Genomic DNA, 15,355 nt, shown 5'->3' on the forward strand with positions numbered 1-15,355 from the left:
CACTCGGGGCCGCATTGCGGCCCCGCGCTTTTGCAGCCGGTGGATACGCCGGCGTAGCGTCGAACGATCGTCTCCGACCCGAGCGATCCTGCGCAGACTGATTCCAAGAGGTAAGGCTGAATGTCCAACCGTTCCTTCAACCGCCGCGTCGTCGTCACCGGTCTCGGCCTGGTCTCTCCGCTCGGCAACGATGTCGCCAGCAGCTGGGACGGCATCGTCGCCGGCCGCTCGGGCATCGGTCCGATCACCCATTTCGATCCCGCCGCGTTCACCACCCGCATCGCCGGCGAAGTGCGCGACTTCGACATCACCCGCTACGGGGTGAGCACGAAGGACGCGAAGAAAATGGACGAATTCATCCATTACGGCGTCGCCGCATCGCTGATGGCGTTGCAGGACGCCGGCATCGTCGTCGACGACTCCAACGCCGAGCGCATCGGCGCGCTGGTCGGCTCCGGCATCGGCGGCCTGCTCGGCATCGAGGAGCAGACCGTCAAGTTCCACGAGGGCGGCCCGCGCAAGATCTCGCCGTTCTACGTGCCCAGCACCATCATCAACATGCTGCCGGGGCAGATCTCGCTGATCACCGGCGCCAAGGGCCCGAACTTCTCCGCGGTCTCGGCCTGCGCCACGTCGAACCATTCGATCGGCATGGCCATGCGCATGATCCAGTACGGCGACGCCGACGTGATGGTCGCCGGCGGCGCCGAGCGCGGCTCCTCGCCGACCTCGGTCGGCGGCTTCTGCTCGATGAAGGCGATGTCGACCCGCAACGACGACCCGGCGCGCGCGTCGCGGCCGTGGGACAAGGACCGCGACGGCTTCGTGCTCGGCGACGGCGCCGGCATCCTGATCCTGGAGGAGTACGAACGGGCCAAGGCGCGCGGCGCGCGCATCTACTGCGAACTGGCCGGCTTCGGCGCCAGCTCCGACGCGTTCCACATGACCGCGCCGAGCGAGAACGGCGAAGGCCCGGCGCGCTGCATGGTCTCCGCGCTCAAGGACGCCGGCATCAACGCCGATCAGGTCGACTACCTCAACGCGCACGGCACCTCGACCCCGCTCGGCGACCTCGCCGAGACCCTGGCGATGAAGCGCGCGTTCGGCGACCACGCCTACAAGATGATGGTCAGCTCGACCAAATCGATGACCGGGCACCTGCTCGGCGCGGCCGGCGGCGCCGAGGCGATCTTCTCGGTGCTGGCGCTGCACCACGGTATCATCCCGCCGACCATCAACCTCGACGAGCCGGGCGAAGGCTGCGATCTGGACTACGTGCCGAACGTGGCGCGCGACAAGCAGGTCGACGTCGCGGTGTCGAACGGGTTCGGCTTCGGCGGGACCAACGGCACGCTGGTGTTCAAGCGGGTCTGATCGGTTTTTAGCGTCGCAACAAACCCGCGGGGCTTCGGCTCCGCGGGTTTTTCGTTTGTATGGCCGAGTGGCGCGGGGCCGCGCGGCGACCTGCGCGCCCGCGTACGATGCCGGCATGGCTCCCGACCCGACCCCCGAAGCGCGCTATTTCCAAGGCGAGCGACGTCTCCCGGCGCTGCCGCCGTTCGACCGCGGCCAGGCCTACGGCGACGCCCTGTTCGAAACCCTGCGCGCGCACCGCGGCGCGCTGCCGTGGTGGGACGCGCACTGGGCGCGGCTCGCGCAAGGCGCGCAGCGGCTCGGGCTGGCGCTGCCGGACCCGCGCCGGGTGCAGGCCGAGGCCGCGGAACTGCTCGACGGCAGCGATGCGGTGCTCAAGCTGATCCTCAGCCGCGGCGCCGGCGGCCGCGGCTATGCGCCGCCGGCGCAGGCCGAGGCGGGGCAGGCCGAGCCGGTATGGACGCTGTCGCGCCACCCGCTGCCGCCGCCGGCGCGCGCCGGCGGGCTGCGCCTGCGCTGGTGCGAGCTGCGCCTGGCCGAGCAGCCGGCGCTGGCCGGGCTCAAGCACTGCAACCGCCTGGAGCAGGTGCTGGCGCGCGCCGAGTGGGACGATCCGGGCATCGACGAGGGCCTGCTGCGCAACGCTTCGGGCGACGTCGTCTGCGCCACCGCCGCCAACGTGTTCGTCCTGCACGCGCAACGATGGACGACGCCGCCTGTGGACCGTTGCGGCGTGGCCGGCATCTGCCGCCAGCGCCTGATCGAACTCGGCGGGGCCACGGTGGCGCCGCTGAGCGTCGACCAACTGCAACGCGCCGATGCGATTTTCCTGTGCAACGCCGTGCGCGGTATCCTGCCGGTGGCGCGGCTCGGCGAGCGGCAATGGGCGCCGCATCCGGCTTTGGCCGAACTGCGGCGCCGGCTCGGCGACGCCCATCCCGCCTTCGTCCCCGGCGACGACTGAGCCGCCGCATCCGCGGCCGCCGGTCCGCGGCGGCGCGGCGGCCCCGGATCGTTCTGTGGAGGTTGCGTGGCGGCAAAGGAAAAGAAGGGCAAGCGCGGCTGCGGTTGCCTGATCGTGATCGTACTGTTGCTGGCGGCGCTGGCCGCGGCCGGCGGCTGGGCGTGGCAGCGTTACCTGAGCTTCGCCGACGCGCCGCTGCAGGGCCTGAGCCCGGACCAGAGCCTGCTGGTCGAGCGCGGCGATTCGCTGCCGACGGTGGTGCGCAAGCTGCGCGCGGCCGGCGTCGAGGTCGGCGAGGAAGTCGAATGGCGCTTGCTGGCCAAGCAGCTCGGCGCGGCCGGGCGCTTGCAGGTCGGCGAGTACGCGCTGGCGCCGGGCACCAGCCCGCGCGCGCTGCTGACCGCGATGCGCGACGGCAAGGTGGTCAGCCACCGTTTCGTGATCGTCGATGGCTGGAACATCCGCGACCTGCGCGCGGCGCTGGCGCGCGCCGACAAGCTCAAGCAGCAGGCCGCCCAGCTCGACGACGCGGCGCTGATGAAAGCGCTCGGCAAGGGCGGGCAACATCCGGAAGGCCGGTTCCTGCCGGAAACCTATTTCTACACCGGCGGCGACAGCGACCTGGACGTGCTCAAGCGCGCGTCCGCGGCGCTGGACAAGGCGCTGGCCGCGTCGTGGACCGGCCGCGACAAGGACAGCGTGCTGAAGACGCCGTACGAGCTGCTGATCATGGCCTCGATCGTCGAGAAGGAAACCGGCGTGCCGGCCGAGCGCGCGCAGATCGCGGGCCTGTTCGAACGCCGGCTCAAGCTCGGCATGCGCCTGGAGACCGACCCGACCGTGATCTACGGCATCGGCTCGGCCTACGACGGCAATATCCGCAAGCGCGACCTGCAGACCGACACGCCGTACAACACCTACACCCGCGCCGGCCTGCCGCCGACGCCGATCGCGATGCCGGGGCTGGCCGCGCTCAAGGCCGCGGCCAATCCGGCGCCCGGCGATGCGCTGTTCTTCGTCGCCGCCGGCGACGGCAGCGGCCGCAGCCTGTTCGCCGCGACCTACGCCCAGCACCAGGCCAACGTGCGCGTGTACCTGCAGCGCTATCGCCAGAACCAGGGCCGCGGGCAACCGGAGGAGGGCAAGGCGGTGCTGGAAGAAGCGGCCGAGGCGCCGTCCGCGTCGGCAGCGCCGGCGTCGCCGGGAGCGACCCGATGAGCCTGCGCACCTGGCCGCGCTTCGTGACCCTGGAAGGCGGCGAAGGCGCCGGCAAGTCGACCGTGCTGGCCGCGCTGCGCGCCGCGTTCGAAGCCGCCGGCATCGACGCGGTGTACACCCGCGAACCCGGCGGCACGCCGCTGGCCGAACAGATCCGCGGGCTGATGCTAGACACCCACCACGAGCCGGCCAGCGACGCGACCGAACTGCTGCTGGCGTTCGCCGCGCGCGCGCAACACGTGCAGGCGACGATCCTGCCGGCGCTGCAACGCGGCGCCTGGGTCGTCAGCGACCGCTTCACCGACGCCAGCTACGCCTACCAGGGCGCCGGCCGCGGCGGCGATGCGGGCTTCATCGCCGAGCTCGAAGCGCGCGTGGTCGGCATCCGCCCGGCGCTGACCCTGCTGCTGGACGTGCCGGTCGAGGTCGGCCTGGCGCGCATGCGCGGGCGCGGCGCCGCCGACCGCATCGAGAGCGAACGCAACGAATTCTTCGAGCGCGTGCGCCAGGGCTACCGCGACCGCGCCGCGGCCGAGCCGCAGCGTTTCGAAGTGATCGACGCGGCCCAACCCGCCGACGCGGTCGCCGCGCAGGCGGTGGCGCGTTTGCGCGCGTTGATCGCGGCGACGCCGGAGCAGACCGCATGAGCGCCGTTTTCGCGCCGTGGCAACAGCGCATCTACGATCAGGCCCAGGCCTCGATCGGCGCCGGCCGGCTCGGCCACGGCCTGCTGTTCTGCGGCCCGGCCGAGCTGGGCAAGCGCGCGGTCGCGCAGCGGCTGGCGCAGGGCCTGCTGTGCCGCGAACGCGGGCCCGACGGCGGCCCGTGCGGACACTGCCGCAGCTGCCTGCTGCTGGCCGCGGGTACGCACCCGGATTACCAGCTCATCAGCTTCGTGCCGAACAAGGAAGGCACCCGGCTGCGCACCGAGATCGTGATCGAACAGATCCGCAACCTGTCCGAGCGGCTGGCGCTGACGCCGCAGTACGGCGGCGCGCAGATCGCGATCATCGATCCGGCCGACGCGATCAACACCGCCGCCTGCAACGCCTTGCTCAAGACTCTGGAAGAACCGGTGCCGGGCCGCTACCTGTGGCTGGTCAGCTCGCATCCGGCGCGCTTGCCGGCGACCATCCGCAGCCGTTGCCAGCGCCTGGAATTCCGCCTGCCGCCGCAGGACGAAGCGCTGGCCTGGCTCAAGGCCCAGGGCCACAGCGACGCCGCCGCGCGCGAAGCCTTCGACGCCGCGCGCGGACATCCCGGATTGGCGCACGACTGGCTGACCGGCGACGGCCTCAAACTGCGCCGCGAAGTCGCCGCCGACCTGACCAAGCTCGGTCGCGGCGAAGCCGCCGCGGCCGAAGTCGCGCAGCGCTGGGTCGGCGACGAACACGCCGCGCTGCGTCTGCGACACGCGTCGGACATCGCGCTCGCCGAAGCCGCGGCCGGCTTGACCGACCCGGCGCGCGCGCGCAGTCTTGCGTCCTGGTTCGACCGGGCCAACCGGACCCGCGAGCTGTTGCGGACCACGGTCCGCGCCGATCTGGCGGTTACCGAATTGTTGATGGCCTGGCGCAGCGACGACGCGCGCCGCGCCGGGGGAGGAAGGGCATGAACGCACCAGCGGGCGCAGCGCGGCAGGGCATCTTGTCGCTGACGATCAAGGACAAGGCGGCGCTGTACAGCGCGTACATGCCGTTCCTGAAGTTCGGCGGGATCTTCGTGGCCACGCCCAAGCGCTATTTCCTCGGCGACGAAGTGTTCCTGCTGCTGACGCTGCCCGAGTCCGGCGAACGCTTGCCGGTGGCCGGCAAGGTCGTGTGGGTGACGCCGACGGGCGCGCAGGGGCACCGCACCGCCGGGATCGGGGTGCAGTTCGCCGAGACGGCCGAGGGCGATGCGGTCAAGGGCAAGATCGAGGCGTTGCTGGCGGGGACGCTGGGTGCGGAGCGGCCGACGCATACGATGTAAGCGCGGCGGGTTGTGCGCCGATAGCGAGCGGGCGAAGTCGCCTGGCGTCGGCGCGATGCATTGAAGCCTGACCCTCGCGCCGGTGTTCCGGCTGCGATTGGAATCCAAGCGACGCAGTTCCGTCGTCGTCTGCCCAAGCAAAACCATTCCCGTCATTCCGGCGAAAGTCGGAATCGATGTCGCTTTGCTGTAGCTGTTGATCTTCGCTCCCCCGCCGCTGCGAACTCGCCACAGGCAAACGCAGACCCGAAGGGCGCGCGCATGGATGCGCGCGTGCGGGACCGGGCCAGGATGGCCCTTGTCCCGCATCCCTGCGCAAGCTCCGAACCATAGTGGCTCTTGATTCGAATGACAGGAAAGGCGCCTTTCTTTGGTTGCTTTCTTTGGCAAGACAAAGAAAGTGACCCGGCCGCTTGCGGACGGAAGCCCTTGATCTTTGCTTGTCTTCACTCGTCGCTGCGAGATCCGAAGAAGGTTCGTACTCGACTGTAGGAGCGACGCGAGTCGCGACCGCGAAACCGCAGCCATTGCGCAGATTTCGTCGTGGTTGTGTTTTCGCGGTCGCGACTCGCGTCGCTCCTACAGGGGGCGGTGTTCCGCGGTGGGTTTCGTCGTTGTCTCGATTGCGAGTGAGGACAAGCAACAATCCAGAGCTTTCGTCCGCAAGCGGCCGAGTTACTTTCTTTGTCTTGCCAAAGAAAGTAACCAAAGAAAGGCGCTTTCCTTGTCTTCGAATCAAGAGCCACTATGGTTCGGAGCTTGCGCAGGGATGCGGGACAAGGGCCATCCTGGCCCGGTCCCGCACGCGCGCATCCATGCGCGCGCCCTTCGGGTCTGCGTTTGCCTGTGGCGAGTTCGAAGCGGCGAGGGGGGGCGAAGATCAACGGCAACGGCAACGGCAACGGCAACGCCGGTCGTTTGCGTCGGTTCCCGCAAAGAAAAAGCCGCGCGGTGCGCGGCTTTTTCTTTGCTCTGACGAAGCGCGGATCAGCTTCGCAGCGCCGGCGAATCCCAACCCGGCCGCGGCGCGAAACGATCGCCGTAGCGCGCCTGCAACTGCTTGAGCCGCGCCAGCACGTTGTCCACGCCGGTTTCGCGCACGTACTGGATCGGGCCGCCGCGGAACGGGGCGAAGCCGGTGCCGAAGATCACGCCGGCGTCGAGCAGGTCGCCGTCGGCGACCACGCCGTCGTGCAGGCAGGCCACCGCTTCGTTGACCATCGGCAGGATCAGGCGGTCTTCCAGGTCGGCCGGCGCCTTGTAGTCCTTCGGCAGTTCGGGCTTCTGCGCGCGGCCGTTCTCCCACTTGTACAGGCCCTGGCCGTCCTTCTTGCCGCGCTTGCCGGGCTCCACGCCGGCCAGCGCCGCGGGCACGGTCAGGCCGAGGAACGGCGCCAGTTCCGCGCCGACGCCGGCGGCCACGTCGAGGCCGACGGTGTCGATCAGTTCGATCGGCCCCATCGGCATGCCGAACTTCACCGCCGCCTTGTCGATCGCCGCGCCCGGAATGCCTTCGGCGAACGCGGTGCCGGCTTCGAGCATGTACGGGAACAGCACGCGGTTGACCAGGAAACCCGGGGTGCCGGCGACCGGCACCGGCAGCTTGTCGAGCGCGCGGCAGAACGCGGCCAGGCGCTGCTCGGTTTCCGGCGCCATGCGGTCGTGGCGGATGATCTCCACCAGCGGCATCAGCGCGACCGGATTGAAGTAGTGCAGGCCGGCGAACTGGGCCGGGCGGCGGATGTGTTCGCGCAGTTCGTCGAGCGGAATCGACGAGGTGTTGGTGGTCAGCAGCGCGTCGGGCTTGAGCTGCGGTTCGACCGCGTCGTACAGCTCGCGCTTGGCCTCGGGCTTTTCGATGATCGCCTCGATCACCAGGTCGGCGTCCTTGACCCCGTCGCCGGCGAGGTCGCCCTTGAGCCGCGCCGCCACCGCCGGACGCTTGGCCTCGTCCTTGACCTTCTTGGCGAACAGCGCCTGCGCGCGCTCCAGCGCGCCGTCGATGAAACGCTGCTCGCGGTCGCTGAGGGTGACTTCGAAGCCCTTGTAGGCCGACCACGCGGCGATGTCGCCGCCCATCACGCCGGCGCCGACCACGTGCACGTTCTTGATCTTGTGATCCTTGCCGCCCTGGCTCTTGAGCCGCTCCTGCAGGAAGAACACCCGGATCAGGTTGCGCGCGGTCGGCGTGCCGGACAGCTTCACCACCGACTTGCGCTCGGCCGCGAGCAGCGCCTGCACGCCGCCGCTGGCGCGTTCCCAGGTCGAGATCAGCGCGTACGGCGCGGGGTAGTGGTCTTTCTTGGCCTTGCGCGCGACCTGCTTGACCAGCATCGGCGCGAGGATCTTGCGCGCGATCCAGGTGTTGCTGGCCCAGGCGGTGAAGCGCTGCTTGAACGGACGCTGGGCGCCGTTCAAGGCCAGCGCCGCGGCGGTGTCGACCAGCACCGCCGGTTCGGCGGTCTTGTCGACCAGGCCGATCGCGCGCGCGGCCGAGGCCGACAAGGTGCGGCCGGTCAGCATCATGTCGAATGCGGCCGGCGCGCCGACCAGGCGCGGCAGGCGCACGCTGCCGCCCCAGCCGGGGTAGATGCCGAGCTTCACTTCCGGCAGGCCGATGCGCGTGGACGGGTCGTTGCTGGCGACGCGGTAGCGGCAGGCCAGCGAGATCTCGGTGCCGCCGCCCATGCAGAAGCCGTGGATCGCCGCGACCGTGGGGCAGGGCAGCTCGGCCAGGCGCTGGAACACCTGCTGGCCGCGGCGGATCGCGTCGCCGACCGTGCCCTTCTCGTCGAAGGTCTGGAATTCCTTGATGTCGGCGCCGGCGATGAAGCCGGTGGCCTTGGCCGAGCGCAGCACCAGCCCCTTGGGCGGGTCCAGCGCCAGCCGTTCGAGCAGGCCGTCGAGTTCGATCAGCACCTCCTGGGCGAAGGTGTTGACCGGCGATCCTTCGCGGTCGAAGGAAAGCACCAGCACTCCGTCCGCGCGCAGTTCGGTATGCCAGTGGCGGGCGCGTAGCCCGTCAAACGCGGGGAGGCCGTCGAGGGCTGCAGTCATGCCGCACCATCCGTTCAGGTATGGAATAGGCCGCTATCATCCCGATCTGGTTCGGCTGCCGTCAAATCGGCGCCGCCGGCGCCCCGGTCCGCGCCCGTCCGGCGGGACTTTCAGCCGCCGTGCGGGCGGCCCGCGGAAGGCTGTGTGACACTTGGCGGTTGCGAGCGGTCGTCGGCGGCCCCATTACTGCGACGATTGAACTTTTGCCCCGACAGGGTTGTCCCATTGCTCGGCCATTCGCCGAGCCGACAGGAGTGCCGGCGCGGTATGGCCGATAACGAGTTGTTGGACCAGGAGCTGGTCAGGCGTGTCCAGCGCGGCGACAGCGCGGCCTTCGATGCCTTGGTGCGCAAGTACCAGCATCGGATCACCGCGCTGATCGGGCGCTACATTCCCGACTGGAGCGAATGCCAGGACGTGGCCCAGGAAACCTTCATCCGCGCCTACCGCGCGATGGCGAATTTCCGCGGCGACGCGCAGTTCTATACGTGGTTGCACCGCATCGCCGTGAATACCGCCAAAAACCATCTCGTCGCGCAGAACCGGCGCCCGCCGACCGACGACATCGACGCCGGCGACGCCGAGCAGTTCGAAACCGGCATCCGCCTGCGCGACACCGACACCCCCGAACACGAACTGCTGCGGCAGGAGATCGAACGCACGGTCATGCGCGTGGTCGAATCCCTGCCGGAGGAGTTGAGGTCTGCGATCACCCTGCGCGAGGTGGAAGGCCTGAGTTACGAAGAGATCGCGCAGAAGATGAATTGCCCGATCGGAACCGTGCGTTCGCGCATCTTCCGCGCACGCGAGGCGATCGATACGGAACTTCGGCCCCTCTTGGACAATCAAGACCAAGGTACCCACCGCACCAGGGAGCGCGCTCACTGATGACCCCCACTCCTCTCCATAGCGACGAACGCGAGAACCTGAGCGCGCTGTTCGACGGCGAGCTCGACGGCGACGCCGCGCGCTTCGCGCTCAAGCGGCTCGGCCACGACGCGCAATGGCGCGAAGCCTGCGGCCGTTGGCAGCTGTGCGGCGACGTGCTGCGCCGGCGCGCCCACGGCGCGGCCGAGCCGGCGCCGGGTTTCGCCGCGGCCGGCTTCGCCGAGCGCGTCGCCGCCGCGATTCAAGCCGACGCCGCATTGCAGGCCAGCCGCGCGGCGGCCGAGCCGGCGCACACCGAATTGAAGCCGCGCAAGGCGGCCGGATCGCGCCGCGGCTGGTTCGGCGGCGCGGCGCTGGCGGCTTCGGTCGCGGTCGCGGCGCTGTTCGTGGCGCGGCCGTTCTCCGACGATTCCGCGGCCGGCGCCGCCGACCCGGCCCAGGTCGCCGCGCAGTCCGCGCCGGCGCAGCCGGCCGCGCCGCAGCCCGTGCCGACGCCGGCTCCGGCGCCGCAGGCGGTCGCCGCCGCGACGGCGGCCGAGACCGGCCTGACCTCGGCCGACGCCTCCGGCCTCGTCGCCGGCGCGGCGGTCGCCGTGGCCGAAATCCCGCGCCGCCTCAACGAGCGCCGTTCGCGCGGCCAGAGCCAGCGCGCCGCGGTCCGCGCCTCGGAGCGGCAGAGCCTGGAGGCGCCGCTGCAGGTCGCCGCGGCCGGTGCCGCGCCGATGGTCGCCGACGCCAGCCGCGGCAACGGCGCGGCCAACGCCAACCCGTTCCGCCCGCAGCCGAACGAAACGCCGGCGAGCCGGCCGTGGCCGCGCGCGGCGTTGCCGAACTACCCCAGCGCCAGCGCCTACACCGCCAGCTACGGCAATTCCAGCCCGGTGTCGCCGTCGTTCTACCCGTTCGAGCCGGCGCATGAAGCGGCCGCCGCGCGAACCCGGCCGCCGGTCCAGGAACCGCAGCCGCAGCAGCCCTAAGCTCGGCGAAGCGGGTCCGACCGCAGCGCCCCCAGCGGGTCCGCGCCGGCGACGACGGCCGGACCCTCCCCGAACTCTCCCCGCCTGCGCGCCGCGTGCGCGCGACGGGATCGCCTTGCCGCGGTTTTGCCGCGGACGCTGTCCATCCCTATCCGTTCCCATCACCGGACCATCAAGACGTATCGAGGCCGCCGCCATGAATCTGCCGATCCAAGCTCCGTCCACGACGCTTTCCCTCCGCCGCCGCCGGCCGCTGCAGTCGCTGGCCCTGGTCGGCGCGATCATCGCGGCGCTGCCGGCGGCCTGCACCGCGCAGGCGCCGACCGCGCCGATCGCGCCGCCGCCGTCGGCCACGCCGTCGGCGCCGATCGTCGCCGGCCTGCCGGACTTCACCCAACTGGTCCAGCGCGTCGGCCCGGCGGTGGTCAACATCAGCGCCGAAGTGACGCCCAAGCGCCAGGCGCGCTCGCGCAATCAACTGCCGGACGACGATCAGGTCCCCGAATTCTTCCGCCGCTTCTTCGGCCCCGATTTCCCCGGCCCGGGCGGCGGCCAGGGCCAGGGCCCGCGCCAGCCGCGCGGCGGCGCGCGCTCGATCGGCAGCGGCTTCCTGATTTCGCAGGACGGCTATGTGCTGACCAACCATCACGTGGTCGACGGCGCCGACACGGTCACGGTCAAGCTGACCGACCGCCGCGAGTTCAAGGCCAAGGTCATCGGCAGCGACGAGCAGTCCGACGTGGCCCTGCTCAAGATCGACGCCAAGGGCCTGCCGTTCCTGCGCAGCGCCAACGCCAGCCTGACCAAGGCCGGGCAGTGGGTGGTGGCGATCGGCTCGCCGTTCGGCCTCGACCACTCGGTCACCGCCGGCATCGTCAGCGCGGTCGGCCGCGCCAATCCCTACGCCGACCAGCGCTACGTGCCCTTCATCCAGACCGACGTGGCGATCAACCAGGGCAACTCCGGCGGCCCGCTGCTGAACACCGCGGGCGAAGTGGTCGGGATCAATTCGCAGATCTTCTCCAACTCCGGCGGCTACATGGGCGTCAGCTTCGCGATTCCGATCGACGTGGCGATGAACTCGGCCGAGCAGTTGCGCGCGAAGGGCAAGGTGAGCCGCGGGCAGTTGGGCGTGGTGGTGCAGCCGCTGACCGCGGAAACCGCCAAGGGCTTCGGCCTGCCCGACAGCAGCGGCGCGCTGATCGCGCAGGTGGTGCCGGGCGGTCCGGCCGAGAAGGCCGGCTTGCAGGCCGGCGACATCATCCGCACCGTCAACGGCGCCGAGGTGCGCGAATCCAGCGACCTGCCGCCGCTGATCGGCAACATGGCGCCTGGCTCCAAGGCCAAACTCGGCGTGTTCCGCGAAGGCAAGACGGTCGAGATCAGCGTCGCGGTCAACGAGCTCGATGCCAATCTGGCCGGCGGCCCCGGCACGGATCCGTCCGACCGCGACGGCTCGCCGGCGGCGCCGAGCGCCAAGGGCAACCCGCTCAACCTCGTCGCCCAGGACGTCGACGCCGCCGCGCGCCAGCGCCTGGGCCTGAAGGCCGGCGAAGGCGTGTTGGTGCGCGACCCGGGCGATGCCGGCGACGCCGGCGTGCGTCCGGGCGATGTGGTGCTGTCGGTCGGCCGCACCCCGGTCGGCAGCGCCGCGGCGCTGAACCGGGCCCTGGCCGGCACCCGTCCGGGCCAGACCGCGATGCTGCTGATCCGGCGCGGCGCGCAGACCCAGTTCATCGCGGTCCAGGCGGCCGAGACCAAGTGAGCCGCGGTCCCGGCGCGCCGTTGCCGCGGCGCCCCGGGGCAGGGCCAGGGTCCGGATCGACGAAGCGCCCGCCGCATCGCGGCGGGCGCGTTCGCATTTCGGCGCAGGAGTCGTTGGCGGCGGCGGGACCGGGCCCCGCGCGGCCGCTCGGGCCGCCCCGGTCGGCCTTGCCGGAGCGGGCGGCTGCCGCGATCCGTGAACGCGGCCGCTCGATCCGCGCCTCGTCCGGGTCCGAAGCCGGCCCGACCCGTCGCCGGGCCGCCAACTCGCCGCGGAGGCTGTGCGATAATGTCCCGTTAATTTTCCCGACCGACCCACTCAACTGGAACCGGCGAGTCTCGCATCGCCCCGCATGCAACTGATCAGAAACTTCTCCATCATCGCCCACGTCGACCACGGCAAGTCGACGCTCGCCGACCGCATCATCCAACTGTGCGGAGGCCTCGAAGCGCGCGAGATGGAAGCGCAGGTGCTCGACTCCAATCCGATCGAGCGCGAGCGCGGCATCACCATCAAGGCGCAGTCCGTCTCCTTGCCGTACAAGGCCAAGGACGGCAACACCTATCAACTCAACTTCATCGACACCCCCGGCCACGTCGACTTCAGCTACGAAGTCAGCCGTTCGCTGGCCGCCTGCGAAGGCGCCTTGCTGGTGGTCGACGCCGCCCAGGGCGTGGAAGCGCAGTCGGTCGCCAACTGCTACACCGCGGTCGAGCAGGGCCTGGAAGTGGTGCCGGTGCTCAACAAGATCGACCTGCCCACCGCCGACATCGAGCGCGCCAAGACCGAGATCGAAGCGGTCATCGGCATCGACGCCGAAGACGCGGTGGCGATCAGCGCCAAGACCGGCCTCAACGTCGAGCTGGTGCTGGAAGCGATCGTGCAGCGCATTCCGCCGCCGCAGCCGCGCGACACCGACAAGCTGCAGGCGCTGATCATCGACTCGTGGTTCGACAACTACCTCGGCGTGGTCTCGCTGGTGCGGGTCATGCAGGGCGAGATCAAGCCGGGCAGCAAGATCCTGGTGATGTCGACCGGCCGCACCCATCAGGTCGACAAGGTCGGCGTGTTCACCCCCAAGCGCAAGGAGCTGACCAAGCTCGGCGCGGGCGAGGTCGGCTGGATCAACGCCTCGATCAAGGACGTGCACGGCGCGCCGGTCGGCGACACCCTGACCCTGGCCGGCGATCCGGCGCCCAAGCCGCTGCCGGGCTTCCAGGAAATGCAGCCGCGCGTGTTCGCCGGCCTGTTCCCGGTCGACGCCGAGGATTACCCGGCGCTGCGCGAGGCCCTGGAAAAGCTGCGCCTCAACGACGCCGCGCTGCGCTTCGAGCCGGAAAGCTCCGAGGCGATGGGCTTCGGCTTCCGCTGCGGCTTCCTCGGCATGCTGCACATGGAGATCGTGCAGGAACGGCTGGAGCGCGAGTACGACCTCAACCTGATCTCGACCGCGCCGACGGTGATCTACGAGGTGCTCAAGACCGACGGCAGCGTGATCCCGATGGACAACCCGGCCAAGCTGCCGCAGTTGAACATGGTCGCGGAAATCCGCGAGCCGGTGATCCGCGCCAACATCCTCACACCGCCGGACTACATCGGCAACGTGATCAAGCTGTGCGAGGAAAAGCGCGGCGTGCAGATCGGCATCACCTATATGGCCAGCCAGGTGCAGATCAGCTACGAGCTGCCGATGGCCGAGGTGGTGCTGGACTTCTTCGACAAGCTCAAGTCGGTCAGCCGCGGCTACGCCTCGCTGGACTACCACTTCCTGCGGTTCCAGGAAGGTCCGTTCGTGCGCGTGGACACGCTGATCAACGGCGACAAGGTCGATGCGCTGTCGATCATCGTCCACCGCAGCCACGCCGACCGGCGCGGCCGCGAGCTGTGCGAAAAGATGAAGGACCTGATCCCGCGGCAGATGTTCGACGTCGCGATCCAGGCCGCGATCGGCTCGCAGATCATCGCCCGCAGCACGGTCAAGGCGATGCGCAAGAACGTTTTGGCCAAGTGCTATGGTGGCGACATCACCCGCAAGAAGAAGCTCCTCGAGAAGCAGAAAGAGGGCAAGAAGCGGATGAAGCAGGTCGGCCGGGTCGAGATTCCGCAGGAAGCGTTCCTGGCGGTGCTTTCGACCGACAGCAAGTAATTCGGACGGGAATAGGGAATGGGGAGTCGGGAATCGTCGCGAGGCTGGGCGGTCCGGGTTTTCTGAGGTTTTCGTCTTCAACCACTAGCGGGAGGCGGTAACGGCGCGAGGTAGGCGGGGCGGCTGCGGCCGATTCCCGATGTCCTCGTCCCGATGTCCGGCTCCCACCAAAGGAACAAGCATGCGTTGGTTCGAAATCGCTCTGGTGTCGTTGACCTTGTTCACCGGCCTGGTGTGGCTGCTCGACAAGGCGGTCCTGGCCAAGCGCCGCGCCGCGCGCGAGGGGTTGCTGGACGACGGCAAGGAGCCGGTGTTGGTCGACTACTCCAAGGCGTTCTTCCCGGTGCTGTTCGTGGTGCTGATCCTGCGCAGCTTCGTCGCCGAGCCGTTCCGGATCCCGTCGAACTCGATGATGCCGACCCTGCTGACCGGCGACTTCATCCTGGTCAACAAGTTCACCTACGGCCTGCGCCTGCCGATCAGCAACCAGAAGGTGCTGGCGATGGGCGAGCCGGCGCGCGGCGACGTGGTGGTGTTCCGTCCGCCGCACCATCCCGAGCAGGACTGGATCAAGCGCATCGTCGGTCTGCCCGGCGACAAGATCAGCTACCGCGACGGCCGCCTGACCGTGAACGGCGCGCCGATCGCCTACACCCCGATCGGTTCCTACCAGGGCCGCGGCAACGGCGCGGAGATGACCGGCGCGCAAGAGCTCAGCGAGCAGATCGGCGAGCACGTGCACCGCATCCTGCTGCGCACCGAGTCGCCGCTGCTGGACCAGGGCGAGGGCGATTGGGTGGTGCCCAAGGGCGAATATTTTGTGATGGGCGACAATCGCGACAACAGCGAGGACAGCCGATACTGGGGCTTCCTGCCGGAGCAGAACCTGCGCGGCCGGGCGTTTCTGATTTGGATGAATTTCGACGAAGGCGTGGATTTTTCCCGAATCGGTAATAGCATTCCCTGAGGTTAGTCGGGCCCGCGCGGGGACGGCG

12 protein-coding genes are annotated in these 15,355 nt (G+C 69.8%); 11 read left to right on the plus strand and 1 reads right to left on the minus strand.

The window, feature by feature from the left end; genetic code table 11:
- Positions 1–120 precede the first annotated feature (120 nt).
- The 6 genes from fabF (at position 121) to JHW38_RS24830 (ending at position 5,527) form a co-directional block, all read left to right on the plus strand.
- On the plus strand, positions 121–1,374 hold the full coding sequence (gene fabF / locus JHW38_RS24805) for a beta-ketoacyl-ACP synthase II (protein ID WP_207523925.1): 1,254 nt from the start codon (positions 121–123) through the stop codon (positions 1,372–1,374).
- 115 nt (positions 1,375–1,489) lie between these two features.
- A complete protein-coding gene (gene pabC, locus JHW38_RS24810; RefSeq protein WP_207523926.1) occupies positions 1,490–2,338 on the plus strand; it encodes an aminodeoxychorismate lyase in 849 nt (282 codons plus the stop codon).
- Positions 2,339–2,404: 66 nt separating this feature from the next.
- A complete protein-coding gene (mltG, locus tag JHW38_RS24815) occupies positions 2,405–3,556 on the plus strand; it encodes an endolytic transglycosylase MltG (protein WP_242691091.1) in 1,152 nt (383 codons plus the stop codon).
- Entirely contained in the window at positions 3,553–4,203 is a 651-nt protein-coding gene (gene tmk / locus JHW38_RS24820) for a dTMP kinase (protein WP_207523927.1), read from the plus strand. Before mltG ends, tmk begins: the two co-directional genes overlap by 4 nt.
- The gene (locus tag JHW38_RS24825; RefSeq protein WP_207523928.1) at positions 4,200–5,171 is read left to right on the plus strand and encodes a DNA polymerase III subunit delta'; all 972 of its coding nucleotides are present in this window, start codon (positions 4,200–4,202) and stop codon (positions 5,169–5,171) included. The genes tmk and JHW38_RS24825 overlap by 4 nt, the downstream gene beginning before the upstream one ends.
- Positions 5,168–5,527, plus strand: a complete 360-nt coding sequence (locus tag JHW38_RS24830) for a PilZ domain-containing protein (protein WP_074867662.1) — start codon at positions 5,168–5,170, stop codon at positions 5,525–5,527. The genes JHW38_RS24825 and JHW38_RS24830 overlap by 4 nt, the downstream gene beginning before the upstream one ends.
- Before the next feature lie 987 nt (positions 5,528–6,514).
- Here JHW38_RS24830 and JHW38_RS24835 read toward each other — a convergent pair.
- A complete protein-coding gene (locus tag JHW38_RS24835; RefSeq protein ID WP_207523929.1) occupies positions 6,515–8,584 on the minus strand; it encodes a 3-hydroxyacyl-CoA dehydrogenase NAD-binding domain-containing protein in 2,070 nt (689 codons plus the stop codon).
- Positions 8,585–8,851: 267 nt separating this feature from the next.
- Between JHW38_RS24835 and rpoE the strand changes: the two genes are divergently transcribed.
- The 5 genes from rpoE to lepB all read left to right on the plus strand — a co-directional run bounded on the left by rpoE (position 8,852) and on the right by lepB (position 15,327).
- The gene (gene rpoE / locus JHW38_RS24840) at positions 8,852–9,472 is read left to right on the plus strand and encodes an RNA polymerase sigma factor RpoE (protein ID WP_207523930.1); all 621 of its coding nucleotides are present in this window, start codon (positions 8,852–8,854) and stop codon (positions 9,470–9,472) included.
- A complete protein-coding gene (locus tag JHW38_RS24845; RefSeq protein ID WP_207523931.1) occupies positions 9,472–10,449 on the plus strand; it encodes a sigma-E factor negative regulatory protein in 978 nt (325 codons plus the stop codon). The genes rpoE and JHW38_RS24845 overlap by 1 nt, the downstream gene beginning before the upstream one ends.
- A gap of 196 nt (positions 10,450–10,645) precedes the next feature.
- Positions 10,646–12,214 carry a DegQ family serine endoprotease gene (locus JHW38_RS24850; protein WP_207523932.1) on the plus strand — a complete coding sequence of 523 codons (1,569 nt, stop codon included), beginning with the start codon at positions 10,646–10,648 and terminating at the stop codon, positions 12,212–12,214.
- Between the two features lie 352 nt (positions 12,215–12,566).
- Positions 12,567–14,360: a translation elongation factor 4 gene (gene lepA, locus JHW38_RS24855; RefSeq protein ID WP_207523933.1), complete on the plus strand. Its 1,794-nt coding sequence runs from the start codon at positions 12,567–12,569 to the stop codon at positions 14,358–14,360.
- Between the two features lie 181 nt (positions 14,361–14,541).
- Complete coding sequence (gene lepB / locus JHW38_RS24860; RefSeq protein WP_207523934.1) at positions 14,542–15,327, plus strand: signal peptidase I; 786 nt, start codon at positions 14,542–14,544, stop codon at positions 15,325–15,327.
- Positions 15,328–15,355: the final 28 nt, after the last annotated feature.

The sequence above is a fragment of the Lysobacter enzymogenes genome, assembly GCF_017355525.1.
Classification (GTDB): Bacteria; Pseudomonadota; Gammaproteobacteria; order Xanthomonadales; family Xanthomonadaceae; genus Lysobacter; species Lysobacter enzymogenes_C.